29 protein-coding genes are annotated in these 23,803 nt (G+C 42.3%); 16 read left to right on the top strand and 13 right to left on the bottom strand.

The annotated features are described in order from the left end of the window. The first annotated feature begins 224 nt into the window (after nucleotides 1-224). The 12 genes from ACTO17_RS16310 to rsfS all read left to right on the top strand — a co-directional run bounded on the left by ACTO17_RS16310 (nucleotide 225) and on the right by rsfS (nucleotide 9,225). Complete coding sequence (locus ACTO17_RS16310; RefSeq protein ID WP_172537291.1) at nucleotides 225-575, top strand: hypothetical protein; 351 nt, start codon at nucleotides 225-227, stop codon at nucleotides 573-575. A 54-nt stretch (nucleotides 576-629) separates the two neighbouring features. Continuing rightward, nucleotides 630-2,492 carry a TIGR03960 family B12-binding radical SAM protein gene (locus tag ACTO17_RS16305; RefSeq protein WP_482558666.1) on the top strand — a complete coding sequence of 621 codons (1,863 nt, stop codon included), beginning with the start codon at nucleotides 630-632 and terminating at the stop codon, nucleotides 2,490-2,492. Next, the gene (locus tag ACTO17_RS16300) at nucleotides 2,476-3,315 is read left to right on the top strand and encodes a TIGR03936 family radical SAM-associated protein (RefSeq protein WP_482558668.1); all 840 of its coding nucleotides are present in this window, start codon (nucleotides 2,476-2,478) and stop codon (nucleotides 3,313-3,315) included. Before ACTO17_RS16305 ends, ACTO17_RS16300 begins: the two co-directional genes overlap by 17 nt. 252 nt (nucleotides 3,316-3,567) lie before the next feature. After that, nucleotides 3,568-4,761, top strand: coding sequence for a ribonuclease E/G (locus ACTO17_RS16295; protein WP_482558665.1), 1,194 nt, complete (start codon nucleotides 3,568-3,570; stop codon nucleotides 4,759-4,761). A 133-nt stretch (nucleotides 4,762-4,894) separates the two neighbouring features. Beyond that, nucleotides 4,895-5,200: a 50S ribosomal protein L21 gene (rplU, locus tag ACTO17_RS16290; RefSeq protein ID WP_172537294.1), complete on the top strand. Its 306-nt coding sequence runs from the start codon at nucleotides 4,895-4,897 to the stop codon at nucleotides 5,198-5,200. Between the two features lie 14 nt (nucleotides 5,201-5,214). Next, a complete protein-coding gene (locus ACTO17_RS16285) occupies nucleotides 5,215-5,544 on the top strand; it encodes a ribosomal-processing cysteine protease Prp (RefSeq protein ID WP_172537295.1) in 330 nt (109 codons plus the stop codon). A 3-nt stretch (nucleotides 5,545-5,547) separates the two neighbouring features. Beyond that, nucleotides 5,548-5,838: a 50S ribosomal protein L27 gene (gene rpmA, locus ACTO17_RS16280; RefSeq protein WP_172537296.1), complete on the top strand. Its 291-nt coding sequence runs from the start codon at nucleotides 5,548-5,550 to the stop codon at nucleotides 5,836-5,838. Nucleotides 5,839-5,943: 105 nt separating this feature from the next. Next, nucleotides 5,944-7,230, top strand: coding sequence for a GTPase ObgE (gene obgE / locus ACTO17_RS16275; protein WP_482558664.1), 1,287 nt, complete (start codon nucleotides 5,944-5,946; stop codon nucleotides 7,228-7,230). 86 nt (nucleotides 7,231-7,316) lie between these two features. After that, nucleotides 7,317-7,613 (top strand): ribosome assembly RNA-binding protein YhbY, encoded by a 297-nt coding sequence (yhbY, locus tag ACTO17_RS16270; RefSeq protein WP_172537298.1) that lies wholly within the window; start codon nucleotides 7,317-7,319, stop codon nucleotides 7,611-7,613. A gap of 11 nt (nucleotides 7,614-7,624) precedes the next feature. Then, nucleotides 7,625-8,254, top strand: coding sequence for a nicotinate-nucleotide adenylyltransferase (nadD, locus tag ACTO17_RS16265; RefSeq protein WP_482558663.1), 630 nt, complete (start codon nucleotides 7,625-7,627; stop codon nucleotides 8,252-8,254). 27 nt (nucleotides 8,255-8,281) lie between these two features. Next, nucleotides 8,282-8,854 carry a bis(5'-nucleosyl)-tetraphosphatase (symmetrical) YqeK gene (yqeK, locus tag ACTO17_RS16260; RefSeq protein ID WP_172537300.1) on the top strand — a complete coding sequence of 191 codons (573 nt, stop codon included), beginning with the start codon at nucleotides 8,282-8,284 and terminating at the stop codon, nucleotides 8,852-8,854. A 20-nt stretch (nucleotides 8,855-8,874) separates the two neighbouring features. After that, on the top strand, nucleotides 8,875-9,225 hold the full coding sequence (gene rsfS, locus ACTO17_RS16255; protein WP_172537301.1) for a ribosome silencing factor: 351 nt from the start codon (nucleotides 8,875-8,877) through the stop codon (nucleotides 9,223-9,225). Between the two features lie 182 nt (nucleotides 9,226-9,407). On the opposite strand, the gene lexA is transcribed toward rsfS, so the two are convergent. After that, entirely contained in the window at nucleotides 9,408-10,025 is a 618-nt protein-coding gene (lexA, locus tag ACTO17_RS16250; RefSeq protein ID WP_172537302.1) for a transcriptional repressor LexA, read from the bottom strand. Between the two features lie 187 nt (nucleotides 10,026-10,212). On the opposite strand from lexA, the gene ACTO17_RS16245 reads away from it, so the two are divergent. From ACTO17_RS16245 to ACTO17_RS16235, 3 genes are all read left to right on the top strand, one after another. Then, nucleotides 10,213-10,557 carry a LysM peptidoglycan-binding domain-containing protein gene (locus ACTO17_RS16245; protein ID WP_172537303.1) on the top strand — a complete coding sequence of 115 codons (345 nt, stop codon included), beginning with the start codon at nucleotides 10,213-10,215 and terminating at the stop codon, nucleotides 10,555-10,557. A gap of 105 nt (nucleotides 10,558-10,662) precedes the next feature. Further along, entirely contained in the window at nucleotides 10,663-11,121 is a 459-nt protein-coding gene (dtd, locus tag ACTO17_RS16240) for a D-aminoacyl-tRNA deacylase (protein ID WP_172537304.1), read from the top strand. Between the two features lie 113 nt (nucleotides 11,122-11,234). Then, entirely contained in the window at nucleotides 11,235-12,299 is a 1,065-nt protein-coding gene (locus ACTO17_RS16235; protein WP_172537305.1) for a tyrosine-type recombinase/integrase, read from the top strand. A gap of 113 nt (nucleotides 12,300-12,412) precedes the next feature. Here ACTO17_RS16235 and ACTO17_RS16230 read toward each other — a convergent pair whose 3' ends face one another. The 4 genes from ACTO17_RS16230 to metF all read right to left on the bottom strand — a co-directional run bounded on the left by ACTO17_RS16230 (nucleotide 12,413) and on the right by metF (nucleotide 17,297). Then, nucleotides 12,413-13,045, bottom strand: coding sequence for a cytidylate kinase-like family protein (locus ACTO17_RS16230; RefSeq protein WP_482558662.1), 633 nt, complete (start codon nucleotides 13,043-13,045; stop codon nucleotides 12,413-12,415). A 176-nt stretch (nucleotides 13,046-13,221) separates the two neighbouring features. Next, entirely contained in the window at nucleotides 13,222-15,603 is a 2,382-nt protein-coding gene (locus tag ACTO17_RS16225) for a homocysteine S-methyltransferase family protein (protein ID WP_172537308.1), read from the bottom strand. Between the two features lie 5 nt (nucleotides 15,604-15,608). Next, nucleotides 15,609-16,322 (bottom strand): Vitamin B12 dependent methionine synthase activation subunit, encoded by a 714-nt coding sequence (locus ACTO17_RS16220; RefSeq protein WP_482558661.1) that lies wholly within the window; start codon nucleotides 16,320-16,322, stop codon nucleotides 15,609-15,611. 96 nt (nucleotides 16,323-16,418) lie between these two features. Beyond that, entirely contained in the window at nucleotides 16,419-17,297 is an 879-nt protein-coding gene (gene metF / locus ACTO17_RS16215) for a methylenetetrahydrofolate reductase [NAD(P)H] (RefSeq protein ID WP_172537310.1), read from the bottom strand. Between the two features lie 142 nt (nucleotides 17,298-17,439). On the opposite strand from metF, the gene ACTO17_RS16210 reads away from it, so the two are divergent. Beyond that, nucleotides 17,440-17,760, top strand: a complete 321-nt coding sequence (locus ACTO17_RS16210) for a hypothetical protein (protein WP_482558660.1) — start codon at nucleotides 17,440-17,442, stop codon at nucleotides 17,758-17,760. Nucleotides 17,761-17,958: 198 nt separating this feature from the next. Here ACTO17_RS16210 and ACTO17_RS16205 read toward each other — a convergent pair whose 3' ends face one another. The 8 genes from ACTO17_RS16205 to ACTO17_RS16170 all read right to left on the bottom strand — a co-directional run. Beyond that, nucleotides 17,959-18,705, bottom strand: a complete 747-nt coding sequence (locus tag ACTO17_RS16205; protein ID WP_482558659.1) for a DUF6033 family protein — start codon at nucleotides 18,703-18,705, stop codon at nucleotides 17,959-17,961. A 399-nt stretch (nucleotides 18,706-19,104) separates the two neighbouring features. Continuing rightward, complete coding sequence (locus ACTO17_RS16200; RefSeq protein WP_482558658.1) at nucleotides 19,105-19,761, bottom strand: DUF3879 family protein; 657 nt, start codon at nucleotides 19,759-19,761, stop codon at nucleotides 19,105-19,107. Between the two features lie 51 nt (nucleotides 19,762-19,812). Further along, nucleotides 19,813-20,280 (bottom strand): hypothetical protein, encoded by a 468-nt coding sequence (locus ACTO17_RS16195; protein ID WP_172535720.1) that lies wholly within the window; start codon nucleotides 20,278-20,280, stop codon nucleotides 19,813-19,815. A 73-nt stretch (nucleotides 20,281-20,353) separates the two neighbouring features. Beyond that, nucleotides 20,354-20,503: an AgrD family cyclic lactone autoinducer peptide gene (locus tag ACTO17_RS16190; RefSeq protein ID WP_172535721.1), complete on the bottom strand. Its 150-nt coding sequence runs from the start codon at nucleotides 20,501-20,503 to the stop codon at nucleotides 20,354-20,356. Next, the gene (locus tag ACTO17_RS16185) at nucleotides 20,500-21,084 is read right to left on the bottom strand and encodes an accessory gene regulator B family protein (RefSeq protein WP_172535722.1); all 585 of its coding nucleotides are present in this window, start codon (nucleotides 21,082-21,084) and stop codon (nucleotides 20,500-20,502) included. Before ACTO17_RS16185 ends, ACTO17_RS16190 begins: the two co-directional genes overlap by 4 nt. Nucleotides 21,085-21,215: 131 nt before the next feature. Next, the gene (locus ACTO17_RS16180; RefSeq protein ID WP_482558657.1) at nucleotides 21,216-22,514 is read right to left on the bottom strand and encodes a sensor histidine kinase; all 1,299 of its coding nucleotides are present in this window, start codon (nucleotides 22,512-22,514) and stop codon (nucleotides 21,216-21,218) included. Nucleotides 22,515-22,517: 3 nt separating this feature from the next. After that, nucleotides 22,518-23,243: a LytR/AlgR family response regulator transcription factor gene (locus ACTO17_RS16175; RefSeq protein ID WP_172536162.1), complete on the bottom strand. Its 726-nt coding sequence runs from the start codon at nucleotides 23,241-23,243 to the stop codon at nucleotides 22,518-22,520. 365 nt (nucleotides 23,244-23,608) lie between these two features. Beyond that, the coding region (locus ACTO17_RS16170; protein ID WP_482558656.1) for an IS3 family transposase at nucleotides 23,609-23,803 on the bottom strand (195 nt) is incomplete at its 5' end.

Raw genomic sequence — 23,803 nt, 5'->3', positions numbered from 1 at the left:
TTCAGGAAATAATTTTAGATTTTGAGAAAATTAAAATGCTATGAATCAAGGGGTGAATAGTTTACATAATATATTTATGTAAACTATTCACCCCTTATTATTTCAATTCACAAAAAAGTCAGCTTCTACAACGCTGCAAAAAATATCACAAACAGAACCAAAGCATGTATTTTTTCAGCCCCATGGTACTACAATATAACAAGAAGATTTTTCCAGGAGACATTATGACAAAACAAATGGAAGAAACCGTAGCCCAGAGAAGAGCTTATGTGGATCAAATCCGCTCTTCTTTTTACCCTGAAGCCCAGGAAAAGCAGGGGAGAGAACCATATTGGAGAATTTCTTCCTCCCCGGGAGAACAGGGACGGGAAGGGGAACTGAAGTATTCCAGTCTGGGTTTACGCACAGTAATCGCCCTCTTACTCTTTGCAGCCTTTGTGTACTGCGATCAGAAGCAGATTGCATTTTACCAATACAAGGCCCAGGATCTGATCCAGCAGATCGAATGGAATCCGCTTCCCACGGAAGAACTGGAAAACATGATTAAAATTTCATTGAAATCAAAAGGGAAGTAGTCTATAATAATTTGAGTATTACATGCGAAAATTCGGAAAAAGGAATGGAAAAACATGAGACAATTAGCTTTAAGCGATGAAATACTGCTTCACATTGACAAGCCTGCCCGCTATATCGGCAACGAAGTCAATATGGTGAAAAAAGATCCAAAAGCTGCGGCAATCCGTTTTGCCCTGTGCTTTCCGGACGTCTACGAAATCGGCATGTCCCATCTCGGCATCCAGATTCTGTATGACATGTTTAATCAGCGGGACGACGTCTGCTGTGAACGGGTCTATTCCCCCTGGAGCGATCTGCATCAGATTATGAAAGAACAGCAAATACCGCTGTTTACCCTGGAAAACCAGTCTCCGGTGAAGGACATGGACTTTCTGGGAATCACCATACAATATGAAATGTGCTATACGAATATCTTGCAGATTTTGGATTTGAGCCAGATTCCCCTGATGGCCGGGGAACGTACCTGGGAACACCCTCTGGTGATTGGCGGCGGCCCCTGTACCTATAATCCGGAACCTCTGGCAGAGTTTTTCGACCTGTTCTATATCGGAGAAGGAGAGACACGTTACGATGAATTGTTTAATTTATACAAAGCAGCCCGGGAAAAGGACTGCTCCAGAGAGGAATTTCTCCGCCAGGCATGCAGAATTCCCGGTATCTATGTGCCTTCCCTCTATGAAGCAGCTTATCAGGAGGATGGAACCATTGCCTCCTTTCAGCCGAAATATGATGATGTTCCGGCCACGGTAAAAAAAGAAATTGAGATGGAGCTCAGCCATGCAGCCTACCCACGCCGGCCGTTGGTCCCCTTTCTTAAAGCAACCCAGGACCGAGTGGTTCTTGAAATCCAACGGGGCTGTATCCGGGGCTGCCGGTTCTGCCAGGCCGGCATGATTTACCGGCCCACCAGGGAACGGAGCCTTGAAATGCTGAAGGAATGCGCCGGTGAGATGCTTGGCAATACCGGCCATGAAGAAATTTCTTTAAGTTCTTTAAGCTCCAGTGATTACAGCAGCCTTCCGGAACTGTTGAATTACCTGATTGAACACAAGGAGAAAGGGGTAAATATCTCCCTTCCCTCCCTGAGAATAGACGCTTTTTCCTTAGAAGCCATGAAAAAAGTTCAGGATATCCGCAAAAGCAGCCTGACTTTTGCGCCGGAGGCAGGTTCTCAGCGCCTCAGAAATGTCATTAACAAAGGACTGACCGAAGAAGCGATTTTAAACGGAGCGGGACTGGCCTTTGAAGGCGGCTGGCAGAAGGTGAAGCTTTACTTTATGCTGGGACTTCCCACCGAGACAGAAGAGGATCGGAAGGAAATTCCCAGACTGGCAGACAAAATCGCCCGCCGTTACTATGAAATTCCCAAGGACAGGCGCAACGGCAAATGCCAGATTACCATCAGCGCCTCCTTTTTCGTGCCAAAGCCCTTTACACCTTTTCAGTGGGCTTCCATGTATCCGAAGGAAGAATATCTGAAAAGAGCCAGAACCGTCAATGAGGAGATGAAGGAACAGTTAAACCGGAAGAGCCTGAAGTTTAACTGGCATGAAGCTGACGTTACGGTGTTAGAAGGAGTATTTGCCAGAGGAGACCGAAGAGTGGGACAGGTTCTGCTAAAGGCATACCAGAAAGGATGTCTCTTCGACGCCTGGACCGAAGCCTTTGACAACCAGAAATGGATGGAGGCCTTTGAAGAATGCGGAATCTCCATTGATTTTTATAATCTGCGCCAACGAACGGCAGAAGAAATCCTGCCCTGGGACTTTATTGACTGCGGCGTTTCCAGAGCATTCCTTCTTAAGGAGTGGGAACGGGCCCAAAAGGGAGAGGTTACCTTAAACTGCAGGCAGCAGTGCAATGGCTGCGGCGCCGCATCCTTCGAAGGAGGTGTTTGTGTTGAACATCAGAATTAAATTTCAGAAATACGGCGTTATGAAATTTATCGGACATCTGGATATGATGCGGTATTTCCAGAAAGCCATCCGCCGGGCAGGGATTGACATTGCCTATTCCGGCGGCTGCAGCCCCCATCAGATTATGTCCTTTGCCGCGCCTTTGGGCGTGGGCGTCACCAGTGACGGTGAATACTTTGACATTGAGGTGAACTCTTCCAGGTCCAGCCTTAAGTCTCTAGACGCTTTAAATCAGGTGATGGTGGAGGGCGTCTCCATACTGGAATACCGAAGGCTGCCGGATACCGCCAGGTCTTCCATGTCACTGGTAGCCGCCGCCGATTATATTGTATATGTGAAACCAGGGTATGCACCTGACGTTCATTCCCTGCAGGAGCTTTCCCAACAGGTTCAGCAATATTATGAAATGCAGCCGGAGATTCTCATTACCAAACAGACCAAGAAAAGCCAGTTGGAAATGAACTTAAAGGACCTCATCTATGAGATGAAGGGTCTCAACTTAAAAGACTTTACCTTAAAGGATGGCCCCCTGCCGGAATACGGCCTGTTCTTAAAGGTTTCCACCGGAAGCAGCGATAATGTAAAACCCGAACTTGTACTGGAGGATTTCTGTAAATTCTGCGGTATAACATACAATCCTCTGAAGTATCAGGTGCATCGTCTGGAGGTTTACGCTAAATCAGAAGAGATTCCGGTAAAAGGCGAACAGGAACGGAAGGATTACCAGAAGCAGTTAAAGCAGCTGAAAAACTCCTTCACAGCTCAGGGAAAAATATTCCCGGAATTCCTGCCCCTGGGGCAGCTGGGAGAGGACATTCCCTGAGGGTTATGGGCGTCCTTTATACAGACAACTCGTTATTCGGAACATTGCCCGGATTATGTGAGTCCTTTATGTAGACAACTCGTTATTCGGAACATTGCCCGGATTATGTGCGTCCTTTGTGCAGGCGATTCATTATCCGGAATATTGTCCGGTTTGTGTGTAAATGGCCATCCGGTGGTTTCGTCCGTATTTCAGAACAGAAAGTTTTCTCCAGACTGAGAAAATACCCAAAAGGAAACAGGTGATTTCTTCATGAACAATACCTTATTGATAACCAAGTTAAAGCAAAACAATAAAGAATACATCGCCGCGGCTCTTTATCAGGAGAAAAAAATGCTGGAAGTGACTCTGGAGCCTGCAGAACAGCAAAGCATCCTGGGAAACATCTATGTGGGAAGAGTCAAGAACATTGTCAAAAACTTAAATGCTGCTTTTATTGAAATTGCCCCGGGAATGCCCTGTTATTACCCTCTGGACGAAATGAAGCAACCCCTGTTTGTGAAAAAAATCAACAGCCCGAATATGGTTCAGGGAGATGAAGTAGTGGTTCAGGTGGCTCAGGAAAGCAGCAAATCCAAGCCTCCGAAGGTTACCACAAACTTAAATCTGTCGGGAAAATATCTGGTGCTGACCAGTGAAAACAAGCGGATCGGAATTTCCAGAAAAATATCTGAAGAAAAAAGAGAAGAGTTAAAGAAGCATTTAAGTTTTGATGCATCCGAGGACTTCGGAATTATTGTTCGAACCAATGCAGCCTCTGCTTCAAACGAGGAAATACTGGAAGAATACGAAAAGTTAAAACAGGAATATAGAAATATTCAAAAAATCGCCCCCTATCGTACCGTATTTTCCTGTATAAAGGAAAGTACGCCGGAATATCTTCATATGCTTCAAAACGTCAATCAGCTGTGGCTTACCTCCATCCTCACCGATGCTCCGGAACTTTTCGAAAAAGCCCGGGAATACCTGAACGCTGCTCAGCCTGAGGATCTTAAGAAGCTCAGTCTTTATGAAGATCCCGGAATCACTTTAAGCAGCCTTTACCGCCTGGAACATCATCTGAAAGAAGCCCTTCAGGAAAAAGTGTGGATGAAGTCCGGCGGCTATCTGGTGATTCAGCCCACGGAAGCGCTGACAGTCATTGACGTTAATTCAGGAAAAAGCATTTCTAAAAAGCAGGTGCAGGAGCATTACCTTAAGATTAACCTGGAGGCGGCAGAAGAAATTGCCCGGCAGCTGCGGCTTCGAAACCTTTCCGGCATTATTATCGTAGATTTTATTGATATGAAATCTGACGAGTCCAGGGAACTGCTGATGCAGGCTTTAAGCAGAGCTGTCAGCGCTGATCCGGTTCCGGTTCGGGTGGTGGACATGACGAAGCTGAATCTGGTGGAGCTCACCCGCAAAAAAGTGAGAAAATCTTTGGCCGAGCAGGTAAAATCATGAGAATCCTCAAAAAATAATTGACTTCTCTGTGGTTTTATGGTATTCTCTATGAGTATGCCGCACAGTGAGGTTCCAAAGTCTGCAGCAGTGCAGCGCCGCAACTGGCGAGTAATGATAATAGGAGGTGTGCCATATGTACGCAATTATAGCAACAGGTGGAAAACAGTACAAAGTATCCGAAGGCGATATCATTACCATTGAAAAGCTTGGTCTGGAAGCTGGTGAGAAAGTTACTTTTGATGACGTTCTGGCAGTAAGCGACGGTTCTCTGAAGGTTGGTTCAGACGCATCCAACGCAACCGTAGAAGCTTCTGTAGTAGCAAACGGAAGAGGCAGAAAAGTCATCGTTTACAAGTATAAGAGAAAAACCGGTTACCATAAGAAAAACGGTCACAGACAGTCTTTTACCAAAGTAAAAATTGAAAAGATTAATGGCTAATCGTATGAATTGTTATGATTAAAATAACAGTTTATGAAAACAGTGAACAGGAATATACAGCGTTTCATTGTATTGGACATGCAGAATATGCGGAAGCAGGAGAGGACATTGTCTGCGCCGCAGTTTCCGTACTGGTCATCAATACCATCAATTCCATAGAGACGCTTTTGTCAGATGAGTTTGACATTGCATCTGACCCAGAAAGCGGTCTGATTGATTTTTCCCTGAAAACGGGATATTCCAGGGAAGCGCTGCTATTAATTCGTTCACTGGTCTTAGGATTACAGGGAATACAGAAAAGTTACGGAACAGATTATGTTTCGCTTACATTTAAGGAGGTGTAGAACATGTTGAATATGAACCTTCAATTTTTCGCTCATAAAAAGGGAGTTGGATCTACCAAGAACGGAAGAGATTCCGAATCTAAGAGATTAGGTGCGAAAAGAGCTGACGGACAGTTTGTAAAGGCTGGAAATATTTTATACAGACAGCGCGGAACTAAGATTCATCCAGGCGTAAACGTTGGAAGAGGCGGCGATGATACTTTATTCGCTTTAGTTGACGGTGTTCTGAGATTTGAAAGAAAAGGAAGAGACAAGAAACAGGCTTCCGTATATCCAGTAGCAAGCAATGAATAATATCTGCTGTCCAGGCAATCACAGATTTGCATGTAACGGATTGATAGACTCGACTGTATAGCCGGGTCTATTCTTATATCACAGGAAAATAAGAAAGGCGGAAATATGTTTGCAGACAGTGCAAAAATTATTATAAAATCCGGAAAAGGCGGAGACGGCCACGTCTCGTTCCGGCGTGAAAAATATGTTCCCAACGGCGGGCCGGACGGCGGAGACGGCGGCCGGGGCGGAGACCTGATTTTTCAGGTAGATGAGGGCTTAAATACTCTGGGCGATTTCAGACACCGCAGAAAATACGCGGCTGAAAACGGCGAGGACGGAAAGAAACGCAACTGTCATGGGAAAAACGGTGAAGATCTGGTGGTAAAAGTCCCCGCCGGAACCATTATCCGGGATGCAGAAAGCGACAAAGTAATTGCTGATATGTCAGGAGACAATACCACGCAGATCATTTTAAAAGGCGGAAAGGGAGGCCTCGGCAATCAGCATTTTGCAACCTCCACCATGCAGGCGCCCAAATACGCGCAGCCTGGACAGCCTGGAATTGAACTGGAGGTCCGGTTGGAACTAAAGGTAATCGCAGATGTGGGGTTAGTCGGATTCCCCAATGTGGGAAAATCCACCCTTTTATCCCGGGTTACCAATGCCCGGCCTAAAATTGCAAATTATCATTTTACCACCTTAAATCCCAATCTGGGAGTGGTGGATTTAGAGGACGCCGGCGGCTTTGTGATAGCGGATATTCCAGGATTGATTGAAGGAGCTTCCCAGGGCGTTGGACTGGGACACGCATTTTTAAAACACATTGAACGCACCAAGGTCATGATTCATATTGTGGATGCAGCCTCGGTGGAAGGGAGAGATCCCATTGCAGATATCTATGCCATCAATCAGGAATTGGAGAATTACAATCCGGAATTGTTAAAAAAGCCCCAGGTGATTGCAGCAAATAAAATTGACGCTATTTACGATGAAGAAGAAAGCGCCCTGCCTGCCTTAAAAAAGGAATTTGAATCCCAGGGCATCCGGGTATTTCCCATATCTGCAGTCAGCGGCCAGGGCATAAAAGAATTATTATACCATGTCAGCGAGCTTCTGTCCCAGACAGATGACGCCCCTGTGGTTTATGAACAGGAATTTTTCCCGGAGACAACGGTATTCCAGGAAGAAGCTTACACTGTAACCTACGATGAAAAAGACAATGTATATGTGGCAGAAGGGCCCAAAATCGAGAAAATGTTAGGCTATACCAATATTGATTCTGAAAAAGGGTTCCTGTTTTTCCAGAAATTCCTGCGGGATCAGGGGATTTTAGAGGAGCTGGAAAAAGCCGGTATCTCAGAAGGCGATACGGTGCGCATGTACGGCCTGGAATTTGATTATTACAAATAATATTGGAATCGAATGATTGTGAACAATTATGTAACGGCCTGAAATTTTATAATTATAAAATAACCTCTGCCAGAAAGGAATATACTATGACTATCACAAGTAAACAACGCTCTTATTTAAAAAGCCTTGCCAGTAACATTAACCCGATTTTTCAGGTAGGAAAAGCAAGCCTGACGCCGGAACTGGTAAATGCAGTAAGCGAGGCATTGGAAAAGCGGGAATTAATTAAACTTTCCGTATTGAAAAATTGCTTTGACGACCCCAACGAACTTGCAGACACTATGGCGGAACGCACCAAATCACAAGTGGTTCAGGTCATCGGAAAGAAAATCATTTTATACCGTCCCGCCAAAAAAGATCCGAAAATTCAATTACCCAGATAAAGGACTCCGGAATGAGCAGAGGAAACACACTAAAAATCGGTATTATGGGAGGGGCGTTTGACCCTATCCATTACGGGCATTTAATGATTGCAGAAAATGCCAGAGAACAATTTGATTTGAACCAGGTATTGTTTATCCCCACAGGACAGTCTCCTCATAAGCAGAAACAGTACGTAACAGAACCGATGCACCGCTGCAGAATGGTTACCCTGGCAATTGCAGACAATCCCAAATTTGCCATGGAGCAAATAGAAGTGGAAAGCCCGGTTACCAGTTACACCTATCTTACCCTGGAAAAATTAAAAAACCGCTATACATCGGCAGAATTGTTCTTTATTCTGGGCGCAGATTCCCTGTTTGACTTTGAACGCTGGAAGGAGCCGGCCGCAATTTTAAAAAACTGCAGCATTCTGGCCGCTTACCGCAAGCATAAGCATCAGGAAAAATTTTTCCAGAAAATTGACGAACTGAACCAGAAATATCCCGGAAAATTCTTTCCCCTGGATACGCCGAATCTGGAAGTTTCCTCCCAGGATATCCGGCATCGTCTGCAATATGGAAGAACCATACGTTATCTTGTTCCGAAAGAAGTGGAAGAGTACATCCGGATTTATCATCTGTATGAGACGCATCCGAAATGAGCATTGACCGGAAGGAGTGAGCGGAATATGAAACGGGCGGAAATTGAAAAAAAGTTAAAAAAAGAACTGGACAAAGAGCGGTACACCCACACCGTCGGCGTAATGTATACGGCAGCAGCACTGGCTATGGCCCACCAGTGTAATCTGGAACAGGCCGTCTATGCAGGATTGCTGCATGACTGCGCAAAATGCATCTCAAACCGTGAAAAATTAAAACTGTGTAAAAAACATAAAATTCCTGTTTCCCTGTCAGAAGAGAAGAGCCCCTTTCTTCTTCATGCAAAGCTGGGCGCTTATTTTGCCAGGAAATTGTATCGCGTGGAAGACGAGGAAATCCTGCATGCCATCCAGGTTCATACAACCGGCGAACCAAATATGAATACATTGGATAAAATCGTCTATATTGCAGATTATATCGAACCCAATCGGGCCAAAGCGCCGAATCTGGAGATTGTGAGGAAGCTGGCCTTTGAGGATCTGGATCAGGCTATGCTGAAAATCTTATCGGACACACTGCATTATCTGGAAAAAAAAGGCGGTGAAATCGATCCCCTGACCCTGGAAACCTACCAATATTTTCAAAAGAAACTGTCAACCTGATTCATCTAAGGAGGTAAATTATGGATATTTCCCGAGAAATGGCAAAAACTGCCTGTCAGGCATTAAATGAGAAAAAAGCCGAAGAAGTCCGTGTGATCGACATCAGTGAGATTTCACCCCTTGCAGATTATTTCGTAATTGCAACAGGAGCAAACACCAATCAAATCCAGGCTATGGTAGACGCCGTAGAAGAAGCATTGGGAACACAGGGACATACAGCCAAGCAAATTGAAGGAACCAGAAATTCCAGCTGGGTTCTCATGGATTACAGAGACATTATTGTCCATATCTTTTCAAAAGAGGACCGTCTTTTCTATGATTTGGAACGTATCTGGACTGACGGTAAAAAAATCGAAGTGGAAGAACTGTAAATTGCAATGAATTACACGGCAGTTCCTGATACGGATAGATATAGAGCTGTCGCACTAAGCAAAACATATACAAGATACAGTACAGAAGAATGTTTCAAACTAGCTATATCTTGTATCATTTTTCTTAATGCGACAGCTTCACGGTCTGCCCGGAGCGTGTTTGAAAAATACTCTGAAATTTCTTACTGAAAAAAGCGGAACACGCCAAACACTTTTCCAAGAATGGTACATTCATCTACAATAATCGGTTCCATGGAATCATTTTCCGGCTGCAGGCGGTAATAGCCTTCTTCCTTATAAAATGTCTTAACAGTGGCGGAATCATCAATCAATGCAACCACCATATCTCCGTTAGAAGCAGTAGCCTGACGCTGAACTAAAATATTATCACCGTCAAAAATTCCTGCGTTTATCATACTTTCCCCCTTTACCCGCAGCATAAATGCCTCTTCTTTGGGCATAAATTCAGACGGAACAGGGAAATAGGCTTCAATGTTCTCCACGGCCAGCAACGGCTGTCCTGCCGCAACGCGTCCGATCAGAGGAACATTCACCACTTCGCGCCGTACCAGATTAAAGGTATCGTCAATAATCTCAATAGCCCTTGGCTTCGTAGGGTCTCTGCGGATATATCCGTTCTTCTCCAAAGTCTCCAGATGCGAGTGGACAGAAGAAGTGGACTTCAAATGAACTGCTTCGCAGATGTCCCGCACTGCCGGCGGATATCCGCGGTTTAATATTTCACTCTTAATATATTCTAAAATCTCTTTCTGCTTATCGCTGATCTTTCCATATGCCATATACGTAACCTCCTGATCCTTATCCTGATTATTTCATATCTTTATCATAACACAAACTTTCTGAAAATTCAAACACATATTCCGAAAATTTGTTCGCAAATTTTGTTGACAAATGTATGTTCTTATTTTATAATACAACTAAACAAATGTTCGGAATATGTGTTTGTGTTAAGGAGGGCAGAGAAGGATGAAGAACGGAAAGTATCATACCATCAAAGATTTTATTTTAAACTGGAAGATTTTAATCATTCTGTTGTTTCTATTAATTCTTCTTATCAGCTTCATGTGGGCAGGTAAGCTTTTGTTTTCTTCCAATCATGCCGCGGCAGAAGAGAAGAGGCTCTGCAAATCCTATACCAGTATTGAGATACGGCCCGGAGACAGCCTTTGGAGCATCGCGGCAGAATACATGACAGACGACTATGACAGCGTTCAGGAGTATGTGCGAGAAATCAAGCGATGGAACGGCCTGGAAACAGATGAGATTCATGCAGGCAGATTCTTGATTATCCCATATCATTTTTATCCTTAATGATTGTTTTTTCCAAAATTTTGGATTATAATAGTGAAGATACCAATATTTTGGATGGCCATGCGGCCCGCCAGACGGCAGGCTGAAGCATGATGAGGGTTTATTATGAAATTTGTTATTCAACGGGTCACTTATGCAGAGGTTTGCGTCAATCAGGAAACAATCGGTAAAATTGGAAAAGGCTTTCTGGTATTCATTGGCGTCAGCCAGGACGATACTCAGGAACTTGCAGACAAGCTGATACGGAAATTGATAAATTTGCGTATTTTTGAAGATGAACAGGGAAAAACCAATTTATCTTTACAGGACGTTTCCGGAGAATTGCTGCTGATTTCCCAGTTTACCCTGTATGCTGACTGTAAAAAGGGAAACCGGCCTTCCTTTACCAAAGCCGGCGATCCTGTATTGGCCAATGATTTATATGAATACATCATTGCAGAATGCCGGAAACAAATTCCAAATGTCCAGACAGGCTCCTTTGGTGCCGATATGAAGATTTCTTTATTAAATGACGGACCGTTTACCATATTGTTGGATTCTGATGAAATCTGTGGATGCTCCTGAAAGGATTCCAGACATATCAGTTCGCGAAATGTTGATTTAACGAACTGATATACATATTTAAAATTTTATTAAACATTCCTATTTATTATTAGATTTAGAGAGGAAATTCTTTTATGGATTATGTTGAAAGTATTAATTTGGAAAATAAACGTAAATTACAGGAATTATTAAAAGAACTTCCTAAATTCTGTGTAGATTTTTTCCGCTATCTGGATACAAGAAATACAGCATCCAGAACCAGGTTGTCATATGGATATGATATTCGTATTTTCTTTGAATTTATACAGGAAAATAATCCCAGGTATGCCGGGATGTCCATGCATGACATTCCGATTTCTGTATTGGACGAACTGACTCCCATAGATATCGAAAAATATCTGGCATATTTATCTTATTATGAGAAAAAAGACGGACAGGCAATTACCAACGGCGAAAAGGGCAAATCCCGGAAACTGTCGGCCATCCGTACCATGTACAATTATTATTTTAAGAAAGAATTCATTAAGACAAATGCGCCTTCCATGATAGAAACCCCGAAAAAGCACAAGGATAACATTATCCGTCTGGATAAAGATGAAGTTGCAGAATTAATTTCCACTGTGGAAAACGGAAGTTCACTTTCTGCCAGGCAGCTTGCTTCTCATCAGAAAACAAAATACCGTGACATTGCGATTCTCACGCTCCTGCTGGGAACCGGTATCCGTGTATCAGAATGCGTGGGTCTGGACTTGAATGACGTGAGTTTTAAGAATTACGGCTTAAGGGTGGTTCGAAAAGGCGGAAATGAATCTATGGTTTATTTCGGCGATGAAGTGAGCAATGCCCTGTTGGATTATCTGGAAATAGAACGTCCCCTGTTGGCGGAAAAGACGCTGCCGGGACATGAGAACGCCCTGTTTCTTTCCTTAAAATACAGCCGTTTAACTACCCGTGCCGTAGAGAAACTAGTTAAAAAGTACACTGGAGCGGCAAATATCAATAAAAAAATCACTCCTCACAAGCTGCGGAGCACCTATGGAACAAATCTCTATAAAGAAACCGGTGATATTTATCTGGTGGCCGATGCTTTGGGACACAAAAGCGTTGAAACAACACGTCAGCATTATGCGGCCATTGATGATGAACGCCGCAAGCTTGCAGGCAAATTCTCCGGAAGTATTTTTCAGGAAGATCACTGAGCCTTGACATATTCCAACTGCAAATTTTGCAGTTGGAATATGTTCTAAAGAGCTGCAAACCTAAAGTTTAGACCTCTTCTGCCGCCCGGAGCATTTTCAAACACTCTCTCCTGCTATTTTTTACTGTTTTTTCGGATATCCATATAATTCAGAATCATTTCACTGCAGCCCTTAAGCCCTAAATGACTGCTGTCCAGGGTCAGATGATAACTTCTGGAATCTCCCCATTTTTTACTGGAGTAATAATTATAGTAACTTGCACGTTTTTTATCAGTTTTATGAATCATATCTGCGGCTTTTTCCCTGGACAGGTCAAAGGTCTGCATAATATGATCAATGCGGAACTCCATATCTGCATGAATAAACACATTAAGGCAATTGGGATGTTCCGCTAACGCATAATCAGCGCAGCGCCCTACAATAATGCAGGATTCCTTTGCCGCAAGATTCTTGATCGCTTCAAACTGAGCCAGAAAAACTTTATGGTTTAACGGCATATCCAGAAACGGCGCTGATGTATAACCACTGACAGAATAGGTATCCATCACCAGTGAATAAAGAAAACTGCTGGTTGGCTTTTCATCATGATTTTCAAAAATTTCCTGACATAATCCGCTTTCTTTGGCAGCCATGGAAAGTAATTCCTTATCATAGCATTTTACGCCAAGTTTATCTGAAAGCATCCGTCCTACATCTAAGCCGCCGCTTCCGAATTCACGACCAATTGTAATTATAAAATTTCCCATACAAATTCCACCTTTCTGTCATCTCTCCTCATGTTCCGGGTTATTCCCGGAAAAACCAGAGTTTCAGGCCATCCGAACTCCTTTTGGAATTCCCCCGGTCTCTCCAACCATATTATACCATATTTTATGATGAAATGCATATACAATTCAATCGGATATGCGATCATTGAATTTGGCTATGCAAAAAGCTCATTGGCATACCGCACGGAACCCATGGCATCCCTGGAATAAAAATCTGCGCCTATCATATCGGCATATGTCTGGGTCAGGACTGCTCCGCCCACCATAACTTTGCACTCCGGCAATTCCTGATTCAGCATCCGGATGGTAAGCTCCATATTGGCCACGGTAGTGGTCATCAATGCGCTTAAGCCCACCAGACGCGCCCGATATTCTCTGGCTGCTTCCACCACCCGTTCAGGCGCAACGTCCTTGCCCAGATCAATCACCTGGAATCCGTAATTTTCCAGCAGCACTTTCACAATGTTTTTGCCGATATCGTGAATGTCGCCTTTTACCGTTGCAATCACGATGGCTCCTTTTGCTTCAGAGACAGTTCCTTTTGCTTTCAGGTGTTCCTTAATGGCTTCAAATCCGGCTTTTGCCGCTTCTGCGCTCATCAGAAGCTGGGGAAGAAAAATGGTTTTATTTTCAAATCCCTGCCCCACCTGGTCTAAAGCTGGTATTAAATCTTCATCAATTACAGCCAGAGGCTCCTTGGATTTCAGCTCTTGTTCGGCAGCTTTTCCGGCGCTTTCCGCCAGACCTTTTACCACTGCGTCAAACAATGTCAGTTGGGCAGCAGATTGGACAGAGGCGGCCGGCTGGGCAGGCAGTGCGGAAAAATAGCTGATATAATTGCTGCATTGCAGGTCACTTCCGTTCAATGCGCAACAGGCATAATAGGCGTCCATCATGGCAGCGCTGTTGGGATTGATGATTCCGGCGCTTAATCCCTTAGACAAAGCTATGGTGAAAAATGCGGTATTTACTTTTTCCCGCTGAGGCAGGCCGAAAGAAACATTGGAAACGCCCAGTGTGGTATGTACCCCTAAGGTATGGCGCACATAATGCAGGGCATCCAGTGTAATTCCGGCATTTTCCTGGCCGGTGCTGATGGTCATGGTAAGGGTGTCTATCAGCAAATCTTTTTTGGAAATGCCGTATTTTGCCGCCTCGCAGATGATTTTTTCCGCGATTTCAATGCGTCCCTGCGCTGTGTCCGGAATACCATTTTCATCCAGGGTCAAACATACAATCATGCCGCCGTATTTTGCCGCCAGAGGAAAAACGGCGTCCATGGATTCCTGCTTGCCGTTCACGGAATTAATCAGGGGTTTTCCGTTGTAAATTCGCATGGCGGTTTCCATGGCGGCAATGTCAGAAGTGTCAATCTGCAGCGGCAGCCCGGTGATTCCCTGCAGCCCGGTAATGACTTTTTCCATCATTTCCGCTTCATTAATTTCAGGAAGGCCCACATTTACATCCAGGATATGGGCGCCTTTGTCCTGCTGCACCAGGGCTTCCTTATAAATATATTCCAGATCGTTTTCCCGCAATGCCTGCTTAAACCGGGATTTTCCGGTGGGATTAATTCGCTCTCCGATAATCTTGGGATGGCTGTCAAATACCACTGCCTGAGTATAGGAAGAAACTACAGAGCGGTTCTTTTCTGTTACCTGAAGAGGACGCATTCCCCGGCAGGCTTCTGTCAATGCACGGATATGCTCCGGGGTAGTTCCGCAGCAGCCGCCCAAAATGGATGCTCCATCTTTTGCGATTTCTTTCATGACAGATGCAAATTCTTCCGGTTTTACCAGAAAAGAAGTCTGTCCGTTCACAACCACCGGAAGCCCTGCATTGGGATTTACCACAATAGGAAGGGAGGTAATTTCCCGTAGTTTTGGAAGAAATTTTTTCATTACATCCGGGCCGAAGCCGCAGTTTAGGCCGATGGCATCTACTCTCAGTCCTTCCAACAGGGCCACTGCTGCTTCCATATCCCCGCCTGTCAGCAGTTTTCCGTTTTCATCAAATACCATGGTGACAATCACCGGCAGACTGGTATGCTCCTTTGCCGCCAGTACAGCGGCCTTGATTTCATACGTGTCATTCATAGTTTCGATCAGACACAGGTCTGCGCCGGCCTGTTCTCCGGCTATGCATACCGGAACAAACGCATTGCAGGCTTCCTCGAAGGGCAGATCCCCCAGAGGCTCCAGCAATTTTCCCAAAGAACCGATATCCAGGGCAACGAACGCCTCTTTTCCAGTTTCAGCAATGGCCCGCCTGGCAAGCTGAATCCCCTTTGCGGTCAATGCTTCGCAGGTATATCCGCAGTTTTTCATCTTATATGGATTGATGCCGAAGGTGTTGGATTTCAGAATATCGCAGCCGGCTTCCAGATAACTTTTGTGGATTTGAAGGATTACCGCTTCTTTTGTCATATTCCAGATTTCCGGTAATTCTCCCGGCTGAATCCCCTGTTTTTGAAGCATGGTTCCCATGGCTCCGTCAAAAAATAATAATTCCGTATTTAATCGTTCTAAAAATTTCATGCAGTTCACTCTCCACTCTCTTCTTTTCGAAATTCGCAATCTGTTTTTTCACATTGGCTGCAGCTTCTTTTCCAACAGGATTCCTGTTTCCCGGAGGTTAAGCCAATAATGGCGGTTACGGATTTGGAGGGCATCATCAGGTTTCCTTCGGTCAATGTGACTCCAATTCGCCTGCACTCTAACAGATCAAAAAAATCTTTCTGATAATCAATGGAAAAATCTCCGTATCCGGGACTGAACCTGGGCCGGAGATAAAATCCCTGACGGCCGGCCTGGGTGCGGACCTCATCCTCGATTTCATCCACATAGCTTTCAATATAAGCGGCCCCGGCCGCCTGTACAATGGCCGCTTTGGCAAGGTTGGTTACGGAATATTTTTGAATCATAAAATCTGCCGCCCGCCCAATTGTTGCGGCCAAAAGAACCGCCTGTTCACATCCTCTGAGGTTTTTGGCAAGGTTTTTGCTCTTTAAAATTACTTCCCACTGGGAATTGGTTTGGGAACCGGCAGAATAAAACCAGGCAATTTCGTCCATCAGAGGGTTTAAGATTACGGCGTCTTTGGTTGCCTGGCAGCGGTATTTCCGGCAAATGCTTTTGGGAGAACTGTCTCGTTCCAGTTCTGTAAAAACTTCATCCAAAAGTCTTTCCGTCTGACTGTCAATGTCCTGGCCGCGGTATCCCAAATACCGCAGAGTTTCTTTTCTGTCTATTTGCATGATAAATGCCCTTTCTGCTTTTTCCAGGTTGTTGGCCCGGCGGCTGTAGATTTCAGGATTTGGCCTGGTAGTTGTAGGTTCAGAAATTGCTTCAAATCATTGGCCTGGCAAATTGTAGATTTCAGAAAGATTCCGGAAAATCGCACCCGCCACATCCGGCTTGTTCATGGTATAAATATGCACATGATTGACGCCGTTTGCAATTAAATCAATAATCTGGTCGGTGGCATAGGCAATGCCGGCCTGTTTCAGCGCAGCCGGATGGTCGGCAAACCGCTCTACGATGGCCCGGAACCGCTGAGGCAAAATTGTTCCAGACAGTGAGGTAATTCTTCTGATTTGTTTTACATTAGTGACCGGCATAATTCCTGCGATAACAGGGACTTCAATTCCCCGTTTCAGCGTCCGGTACAGGAAATTGTAAAGGATATTATTGTCAAAAAACATCTGGGTGGTTAAAAATTCACAGCCTGCCTCCACTTTTCGTTTCAGGTTATCAATATCTGCTTCCAGAGACTCCGCTTCGGGGTGCCCTTCCGGATAACATGCTCCGCCAATACAGAAATCACCAAAATTTTTGATTTCTTCAATCAATTCACTGGCATGATGGTATTGGTTGGGAAGAGGAAATTCCACATGCTCCGGAATATCCCCCCGCAGAGCCAGAATGTTTTCAATCTGATGCTCTTTAAGTTCTTTTAACACTTCCTGAATCTTGTCCCGCCCAGAAGAAGCGCATGTGAGATGGGCCAGGGCCAGCACTCCGTTGACGTTTTGTACTTCATTTGCCAAATCAACGGTATGCTCGCTGATGCCGCCGCTGGCGCCGTAGGTGACACTCATAAAAGACGGTTTTACTTTGGCCATTTCACGAACGATTTCATGGGCTTTCTCCAACTCAGAACCTTTCTTGGGAGGGAAAAGCTCACAGCTTATAGTTACTTCTTTTTTCTGTAATAAATCTGAAATTTTCATATTTTTCCTCATTTTCTTATTTTTGCCGATTTTGTAAATATTATAATGATTTACCCTGGAAAAGTCAAATTACCAGCCGCATAAAAATATTTTTTTCTGTCATACTGTTATTATGATGGAAAAGAAAGAGGTGTTTGATCAAATGGAAAATAGCAATTATTCCCCATCCCGTCCGGACTGCAGTTCTGCGGGCAGCTCTGTATATTCAGCAGCCGGAGCTGCCCGCAGCCAAAATGAAACGCATCCGGTGCCGGATTTTAATGATACCGCCTATGATTATTTAAAAGCAAGTTCTGCAACAGATTGCACCGGAGTAGTTCCGAGGCCGCCCCAGGACAGCGCAGAACTGGATTCTTATCTGGATGTGTATAATTTTCTGCCCCAGTGCGCCTATGCACAGCCTAATTCTGTGGAAATTGATATGCTGAAAAAGAGCGGTCAGGGTAAGGGGGATTCAGTCTAAAGACAGGGACATGAAAAAAGACCGGGGCTTTTGGGAAAAAGACCGACGACTGCCATTTGTTCTGTGTTACAGCATATAGCAGATAGCTTCCTTTTCCAAAAGTCCCAGTTTTTAGATAAAAGCCGCTGATTGGCTTCCAGAAATTACTGTACCAGTCAGTTTCAACTAATTGATCATGAGTTCCCAGAAATCGCTGTATTAAACAGTGTAGTCAAACTTCTGTCCTATCCAGGTTTCTTCCGCGGCGCGCACATTGCTGCCATAGAAGGAATCTACGGTACTGTTTATTTTTTGCAGCAGCTCTTCCCAGGAATTTGCAGTAACCGTAATGGTGTCGGAATCTTCATCGCCTTTGGAAATACCGTCTAACCGATCCTCATTTGCTTTCTTTTTCTCTTCCTGTTTTTCTGCTTTCTTCTTATCTTCTTTGCGCTGTGCCGCTTTTTCCTCAATACGCTTCTTCTGAGCCGCAAGGGACTTGTCTATAACTGCAAAAAACGAAGCGGTGCCATTGTCATTTACCTTCATTCCGAAAGTTTTTACCACGCTTGCATTGCTGCCAAGATCGCTCTTCATCTGTGTGAACTGGGTGGTTGCGCCCCTCAGTACTTTTTCATATTTTTCACGGTATGCCAAATCTTCTGCCATCCGTTCAATTTTCTCATCATCAATCAGAACCACAAGGCGGTTGCTGTTGCCGTACTTGCTCATATTTGCCTGAGCTTCTTCTTTCTTGTCCGCACTGACTAAGATAAAGTCCATATTAGAAAATTTCTTTTTCAACTGGTCATAGTATTTCTGGGCTTTTTCACTTAACTTGGGATTGCCGATTTCTTTCTGGCCGTTGGTATTATTTACTTTCCCGCTGTCTTTTGCCTGCGGGGCCGCCGCAGCCTGCGCAGCGGCTTGTGCTGCATAAGAATTGCCTATTCCGTTAGTGTTCATATTCATTTCCTCCTTGAAATAAATTGTATTAGTATCTACTTTTTATATCGGCACAATGAAGAAAATGGTAATATAAAATGATTATACAAAATATTTTTTTGTATCAGAAGGAATATTAGCATCCATGAAGCTGGGAAACGTATATGTATTATTTAAAACGTATATGATACTGGATTAGACAACGCATATCAGACAGTTCCTGTTGCAGAATCGCTTGCCGCCCTTAACAATCTACCTCTATAAAGATGGGGCTGTCGCATTAAAAAATACAATTACAAGATATGGTATAAGTTCTATTTATAAAATAGTATATCTTGTATATTTACTTCTTAATGCGACAGCCCCATGTTAGGCAGTATAACATTATTCTAAAACAAACATCTCAACATGCACATAAACTTAAACACGATAATCAACGGATTTTTGTACAAACTGATTACCGCTCTGTACCAGATTGCTTTCCACCGACTCCCTTGTTACGCGATCCAATATGCCGGGATCAAACGGCTGTCCCGGCTTCCAGTCAGGATTAGCAGCCTTTACTGCTGCGTACATAGCAGATCGATATTTTCCCTCATACTGTTGCAAAGTCCATGTTCCTTTCGCGCGATCTTCTTTCTTCACACTTAATTGATATTCTCTAAATATTTTAGACCTTTTTGTTGTATCACCATTAGAAATTCCGTTCTCCTGAATGAACTCTCTTTTCACATTATCGAACATCTTTTGGCGTGCATCCTCAGAGACATTTATTATTTGTTGCCAAGTTGAACGGTCTGCAGCACCATCCTTTCCATGATACATGCCGGGAACAACAATTCCTCCAGAACCAATAAAATCTCCATCTGAGTTAAAGTTGCTCATCACATTTTTCATGTGTGCTTCCCGCCCACCCATCAACTCATACAACATTTTTTGTTCGGGTGTCATCATGGCTTCTTCAGCAATAACAGCATCCAAATACTCATTTGCTGCTGCCTTATACTGCTTACTGTTTACGTTAATGCTACTATATCCCTGTTGTCCGTAGCTACTGCCAGATATACTAATTGCCATACTATTACACCCCCTTCCAACTCAATTTATCAAGTTCATTCCACATTGCATCTAAAATGAGTAGTTATAATTGACTTTTAATGTTGATGTTACTGTGGTTACTACGCCATTGGATACAACCATAATGGTCCAATTACCTTTAGGGTCTTCGCCGTTGAACCCAGTAAAATTATATGTTGTACTGCTTGTTCCGCAACTTTGAGATAGCGTTGTCCCTTCCGGTGATATGACATACAAAGTATACCTTGAGCTTCCGCTACTTACTCTACAATATACACTTACTGATGTAATGCTTCTCTCATTTCCAGAGCAGCTTCCCGATGACAATGATGCCATTGCCGCAGAACCATTGAGAGAGTTCAACATTGGTGTAATCTTTGAAAAATAATTCGAGCCGCTTGTGGCTGCTACTGAAATCTCATCATCTGAATAATCAGATGCTTCTGCCGCAGATACAGGCATTACAAACAATGTACATAACAGTGTCACAACAAGAAGTAAAGATAATTTGCGTTTCATAAGAAATCCCTCCTAAAATTAATTATTTTTCCCTTATGTTTTCACATCAGGTTTACTACAATAAGTACAAATCTTAATCCTCTTTCCTCTTCGGTCTTTTCGGCTGATGCGTAATTCCCCAACAAACCGGAGGATCTCCCCACTTATATTTTTCAACTTCATTGCGGACAATTCTCTCCATTACTTTTAATGCCATTTTTTTAATGTTCTCATTTTTCCTCATTTTGCACATACCTCCTGTTTTATTATTTTTGCCAAACACATCAAGGAAGCGCATAAGATGACAGCCGCCGACATATAGCCAATATACAGAATGTCAATTTTCAAATATCTTAAGACAGCAATTATCATTATTTCCATTAAAACTAACAGTCTTGCAGCTTTTTTGGACTCATGCAATTCGCTCTTGCTCATATCCATATTAGGATGGTTTACTGTCCCCATTATACAGATTAAAATTATTGCCAGAAGCAGTATTGCATACATAAGAGTCGTCTTTCTGCAAAGTAAAGGTACAATCTGTATAACCGCACTAAAAATTAAGACTGTTCCTAGATAGCATTGCCAAAATCGACTCGCATGGAACCCTCCTGTCCGTTTCCTGAGAGATATGAAAAATATAATAAAACAAACTGTTGGTAAAAATTCCCTGAATATTACTCCTAAAAACAACATTGTCCCAACGGTTATAATATGTTCAGCCATACCTATTATCGCATATTCATAATATTCGCAATTTGCTTTATTTATGATCTTCTGTATCTCCATTTGACTGACAATCCTTTTTGCCATCTTCTCTATCATAAATATGCCTCCTTAATTATTCAGTATGAATTATATATCAAATAAATCAAGATACTATACAGAAAATGGACTATTTTTAGCAGAAAACGGCACAAAATAATTTCAGTATTCAATTTATACTATCATTATTTTCATACAGTAATAATGATTGAAAAGTAGAACTCTTTATTGTTATCTTCAATAACATATGAGCCACCATATTCTTCAATAATTTTTAACACATTCTTGATCCCTACGCCATGTTCCTCTATATTTGATGTTTTCGTAGATTTTATCTCTCCATCCTCATATACAACATCATTATTATATGTATTTTTAACCGCAATAATTATTCTATCCTCTTCTTTAACAAACTTAAACTTAATTACTTTTTTATCCTCACATACCTCACACGCTTCAATGGCATTATTTAAAAGATTGGTAAGAATTGTAACTACATCCTCATCATCAATTCTTATCTCAGAAAGATCATTTACCCTAAATACGAAAACAATTCCCTTTGCATCTGCCTCCTGATATTTTGTATTAAGTATGGCGTTTACTATTACATTATTAGTGTTAATAGCATCTGGTTCACTGTTTAAAGAGCTATCAATCTTTTTTACATATTCCTCTAATTTGGAATATTGCTTTTTGTCCAGTAAGGATTCTATACATGAAATCTGATTTTTATATTCATGTGTCTTTCTTTTTTGATTATCAAAATTTTCGGATATAGACCTGTACATTTCTAACTGGTTTTTCGCCTGAATTTGAAAAATCCTGTTTTCATGCATCTTGATTTCTCTTTCCACAATGTCATTAATTAGATAGAATACAACAATATTCATTCCCACCATTCCAAACGCAATGACAACAAGCAAATTTGCCTGTTCTACTGTCTGCACATGTTCAAAAACAGATAGCATTACTGAAATAACTGCTATTGTAAAAACAGGAAAAAACAGAAACCTTAACCATTCTGTATCCGACATCATTTCCATTGACTTTTTTCCAAATTTTTTTCTTATAACAAGAATAAGGAAAAACAGTATAATTTTTCCCAATAGATATACCAGATTATGTCCAATTACATACTGCAGTCCTAGCAGCGCACGATCCAAAGGTATCCATCTACTAAACAAATAAATCAGATAATCCAATGCCAACAACAATGCATCAAATAATATAGCTAATACCAAAGATTTCCTCAAACTAATTTCGACATGCCAAAGCATCAGTATTGAAGCCAGCAAAATAATAGCAATCTGCCTTATTACAAAGCTCCCAGAAAAGCTATATGAAAGAAAACATATACCAACAAGCAATAATACAAACTGAATTATATTAATCCAACCTTTGTATCGTATTTTCCCAAAGGTCTCATAAAAAATCTTACAGCACATTATTTCAATAAACATCAACAATATACTCTGTATTAAATCAAACATGATCTACACTTCTCCCTGGTACGCTACAAACTTTTTTTTGACTTCTGTATATCTTACCTTTGGTATAGACATCTCAGCCCCATTTGTCAATATCAGTTTATATCGGACAACATTCTTAATATGTTTTACATTTACAAGGTAACTCTGGTGTGTCCTGATAAAACCATTCTCTGAAAGCGTATCGTCCATCACATTTAATGTTTCATACATGGTGTAGACAGTTTCTTCATCTTCAATAACATGAAACTCAAGTATATGCAAATTGCTCTCAATATATAATAATCTATCCAGTGATATTTCTTTTCTGCCCTCTTTAAAGTCAAATTTCCTTTTTGTCACAGAATAATTCATTTTATTAATGATGGCATCCATACATTCATTGACTTTGCTCTGAAAATTGGCATTCCCCTTTAACAAATACCTCACAACATCTAATCGGTATCCTTCCAGTGAATAATCCACATATGCAGTCACGAATACTATAAATACTTCCCGACTTACTTTTCTGATCATCTCCGCCGTCTTAATACCATCAATTTTTTCCATATTTATGTCTAAAAACACAACCGTATAACGCACTACCCCAAGACCTAATTCTACCAGCGCCTCCCCTGAGCTATATGTATCTATTTCAAAAATAAGACCTTTTTCCGCCATGTAGCCGGAGATCAGCTCTTTAAGTTCTTCTGTAAAAAGATTTTCATCATCACATATTGCAATTTTGAACATCTGATTTATCCCCTCCATCCTTGCTAATTGATAGCAGTTTTTCCTCCGATACTTTATACTCCATCATTTTGTATTTCGACATGTATTACTAAATCCGTTAATCTTTTCCTTACATTCATCATAAGGTAAGACGATATGCACAAATCTGCAATTCCCCTTGTTATTCTATTTTTCTTTAATACATTAGTCAACTAAATTGCAGAAAACGACCATATTATGCAGAATTTGACATAAATAAAAATTAGGCAATATTTATTTTAAAATTAGGACTTATTTTAGGCCATATTCGTTTTATTTTTTCGAACAAATCTATGAATTTCACTCCTGGTTTCATTATGGTTTTAGACACCTTTGGCAGGGTGGACCTATGTCAATACTTTGGACAAAAAAGTCGAAAGATTATGCTGCTTTTTTAGTTCCTCATCCTCCTTTTGCTGTGGTGTCAAATAACCAATAGAACTATGTATCCGCTTACGGTTATACCAGCCTTCTATGTATTCAAAGATTGCTCTGCGGGCTTCCTTTGAATCCTGATAAGTATGAAGATATATTTCTTCCTT

This window comes from Petralouisia sp., from assembly GCF_056822245.1.
This window is presented reverse-complemented; position numbering and strand designations above follow the sequence as displayed.